Here is a 4,082-nt window from a genome sequence, read left to right on the forward strand (position 1 = left end):
ATGCCTAGCGATCGCTAAAGATGGTACAACATTCAAAACTCGTTAATTGATGTTTGGCTGTTAGCTAAGCAGTTAAGCATAATTAAAAACCAAAACCAGAGAGCGTACCGCCCGCGTAGCGGGCGGTACGTTCTTCTAGGTTTTAAGTTTACTTATGCTTAGCTACTTATTTGCAAAAAACATAACTGTAGGAAACCTATGTCTAAATTTCAATTTTTACTAATATCGGCGCTCATTACCTCGGTTGTCCTGTTATTTGTAGGTAGTCGCGATGGCAATCCCTTTGATTCGGTATTTCCGATTGCGATCGTCATTGGTTTAGCGATCGTCGCTCAGAAGTATCTCTCCGAAAAAGTATGGAGCCGCTTTGCAAAATGGGTAAATGAAACCACAGGACGCAAAGTCTTTTACGTGCGATCGCCCCGTCAGAAGGTCGTCCAAGAACGCAAATTATTGCCTCCTTCTAAGCTCAATCGCCTGAAATAAACTGCACTATAAGCTCAAGATCGCTAATTCCAAGCTGTCCATATGTCTAATCTTCAATCATGACCAGTTCTTCTTCTATTTATCAGAATATTCCTCAACCTTTGCGGGTGGGCATTGTTGGCTCAGGCTTTGTGGCTAGGTTACGCGCTGAAATCTTGAGTCAAGATTCGCGCATTGCCCTAACTGCGATCGCGGGTACGCCTGAGAAAGCAGGAGCGATCGCGCAGGATTTGGCTATTCCCCATATATATCAATATTGGTCTGAACTGGTCATGCGTCCCGATCTTGACTTAGTGGTGATCTGTAATGTCAATCGCGATCATGGAACCGTAGTCGGACAGGCTTTGCGATCGGGCAAACACGTGATTGTGGAATATCCTCTATCCTTTCATCTCGCAGAAGCAGAAGAATTAGTCAATTTGGCAAAACAGCAGAATTTGTTGTTACATGTCGAGCATATTGAGCTACTGGGTGGCGTACATCAATTGGTGGTGGAACATTTGGCAAAGATTGGCAATCCTTTTTACGCGCGATATTCCACCAAAAGCCCGCAGCACCACGTACCCGACAAATGGACTTATAAACCCGACCTGTTTGGGTTCCCCCTGACAGCAGCCGTATCGCGTCTAAATCGAGTCATCGTTCTCTTTGGAAAGGTAAAGGCGGTTACCTGTCAGTTACGCTATAGTGGCGATCGTTTACCCCATCATTTTACATCCTGTATTTGTAACGCTCAACTTCAGTTTGAGAATGGTGTTCTTGCTGATGTTAGTTATAGCAAAGGCGAAAATTTCTGGCAGCCAGAGCGGATTATGGAATTACAGGGTAGCGAAGGCGCGATTATCTTTTCGGGAGACAAGGGCAAGTTAATTTCGGCGGCAGGAGAAATGGAACTTGATGCAGGCTCCACCAGAGGATTATTTAAAAAAGATACAGAAAATGTTCTTTCCCATCTATTCGATGGGACACCGCTATATACTAACCATGACAGTATTCTCCATGCGCTGGCGGTTGCCAATGCTGCCGAAAAGTCCGCCCTAAGCAATCAAACCGTTATGCTTTAGACAATAGAAAATTATGGCTGACTCGATATCCTCCGAAACAGCGATCGCCAATTCCCTAGGTAGCCCAAAACCAGAAATGGGCGGAGGTCTGCCCGTGATTGGCTATTGGGCGGAGAAGACTCTCGATCTGAAGGGGGGGCTCTTATGGAAAACCCTGTTACATAAAAGTGCTTGTCTATCCTGCGCTTGGGGAACGGGCGGACAAAAGGGGGGATTTCAGAATGAGGATGAGGAAAATTTACAGCGCTGTGCCAAGAGTGTTGAAGCGATCGCTTCAGAATTAATGGAAGCCATTCCCCCCCATTTTTTTGAGAAGTTTACCCTAGCAGAACTACAAAATCTTAATTCCATGGAAGCCGATCGCCTCGGTCGATTGAGTTTTCCTGTCATTAAACGCGCTCATCGCGATCGCTATGAAAGGATCGCATGGGATGAGGTCTATGAAATTGTCGTCCGTGCCTTTCAAAAATCACCAGAGCGTCTCGCTTCCTATAGTTCGGGGCGATCGTCTAACGAAGCGGCTTACCTATTGCAACTGCTAATGCGATCGCTAGGTTCTAATAACCTTGCGGATTGCTCCGATCTTTGTCATGCCCCTTCAACGGTGGGATTAAATCAGGTATTTGGCTCTGGCACTTCCATGGTCAGTCTTGCGGATTTAAAGCAGAGCGATTGCATTGTATTAATTGGCTCCAATGCCCCTGCAAACCATCCGCGCTTGATGAATGAATTGATTAAACTCCGCGATCGCGGTGGCAAGATCGTTATCGTCAATCCTCTGATCGAAATTGGGCTAGTTAAATTCGCATCGCCCGCCTATCCAATTAAATCTTTGCTCAAGGGTTCCGACATTGCTTCCCATTATATTCAACCGATATCGGGAAGCGATACGGCGGTTTTTCTAGGAATTCAGAAGGTTCTGCTGGAGAATAATTGGATTGATTATGATTTCCTGCGGCAATATACGGAGCAATGGGAAGAGGTCATCGAACAGGTGCGATCGCTGGCTTGGGAGGACATTATTCGCACCTGCGGAGTCTCGCGCGAAGAATTGGAAATTGCCGCTGAAATGATTGGCACTTCGCAAAGGGTAGTTTTTGCTTGGGCAATGGGAATCACCCAGCATTCCAATGCCGTAGATAATATTTTTAGTATCGCTAATACGGCGCTTTTAACAGGAAATGTGGGTAAAGAAGGGGCGGGGACGATGCCAATTCGCGGACATTCAAACGTACAGGGCTTCGGCTCGATGGGCGTAACGATTCGGCTCAAAGAGGAGATTATGCAAGCCCTAGAGAAGTTGCTACAGCGATCGCTCAGTCGAAAACTGGGCTACGACACCCGCGCTTTGATAGAGGCAAGCGATCGCTCAGAAATTGACACCTTGCTCTGTCTCGGCGGCAATATCTACGCCGCAAATCCCAATCTCACCCAAGCCCAACGCGCCCTCGGTAAGATCGAAACGATTATTTATATCTCCACCAAGCCCAATCTCGGACATTTTCACGGACTCGCCCACAAGGATACGTTAATCCTGCCTGTCTTTGCCCGCTTTGAAAATCCCCATAAAACTACTACCGAGTCAGGAAATAATTTTGTGCGGCTCAATGATGAAGGTACATCCCACCTCAGCCAAAAGGAAGGAAGCGAATTGATTTCAGAAGTCGAGCTTTTGGCGGAACTTGCCGATCGCCTGCATAGTAACGATGCAATCAACTGGCGATCGCTGCAAGATCCTCAATATGTACGACAACTCATCGCCCAGACAATCCCCAACTACGAAAAAATCGGAGAAATTGACGCGACCAATCAAGAATTTACAATCTCTGATCGCATCTTCCATACACCTAAATTTCCGACCCCATCGGGAAAGGCAAAAATGTTTGTAACGCCTTTGCCCCAGCTAGAATTACCTGATATTGCCAGCTTTGACCTTCCCGCAGATACTGCTCAAGCGATCGTCCTTGTCCTCGGTACGGGGCGTAGCTATTCTCAACACAACACCGTTGTCTATAAAGATGGTGACTATTATCGTGGAATGCCTCATCGCAATTGCATTTTGATGAATCCAATGGATGGCGATCGCGCAGGTTTTCAAGAACATCAACGAGTTACGGTCAAGGGCAATGCTGGCAAAATGGAGCAGGTAGAAATCATCTACGGACAAATCCGTGAAGGTTCGGCACTGATGTTTTATCCCGAAGTTAATACAATTTTTAGCGTTCCTATTGATGAGCGCTGTGGCACGCCAGCCTTTAAGCGAGTCCCTGTAGCTGTATATAGCTAGAGCATGGCGGCGCTGCCGCCATGCTCTATAGCTGCCGCCAGTTTTGTGAGGAAAAAATCAAAACCCCAAAGAGAGTTGCTGCGCGGAGCGCGGCAACTCTCTTTGGGGTTTTATACCAATTTCCAAAATGGCAACGCCATTTTGGAAATCTCAAAACCTTACTGGGTTTAGTTTTTAATTCACGAAAGTGTGACAACACTTTCGTGAATTGGTATTATGCCCTGATACAGTTGGCGGCAGCTATA

At 46.5% G+C, this 4,082-nt stretch carries 3 protein-coding genes; all 3 read left to right on the forward strand.

Going from position 1 to position 4,082, the window contains the following annotated elements; all coding sequences use genetic code 11:
- The first annotated feature begins 198 nt into the window (after window positions 1-198).
- Genes AC805_RS15350 through AC805_RS15360 form a run of 3 tightly spaced genes read left to right on the forward strand, consistent with a single transcriptional unit; the run spans window position 199 to window position 3,837 of the window.
- On the forward strand, window positions 199-486 hold the full coding sequence (locus tag AC805_RS15350; RefSeq protein WP_055076230.1) for a hypothetical protein: 288 nt from the start codon (window positions 199-201) through the stop codon (window positions 484-486).
- A gap of 59 nt (window positions 487-545) precedes the next feature.
- Window positions 546-1,550, forward strand: coding sequence for a Gfo/Idh/MocA family protein (locus AC805_RS15355; RefSeq protein WP_055076231.1), 1,005 nt, complete (start codon window positions 546-548; stop codon window positions 1,548-1,550).
- Between the two features lie 13 nt (window positions 1,551-1,563).
- Entirely contained in the window at window positions 1,564-3,837 is a 2,274-nt protein-coding gene (locus tag AC805_RS15360; RefSeq protein ID WP_055076232.1) for an FdhF/YdeP family oxidoreductase, read from the forward strand.
- Window positions 3,838-4,082 lie beyond the last annotated feature (245 nt).

The organism is Pseudanabaena sp. 'Roaring Creek' (assembly GCF_001402795.1).
Classification (GTDB): Bacteria; Cyanobacteriota; Cyanobacteriia; order Pseudanabaenales; family Pseudanabaenaceae; genus Pseudanabaena.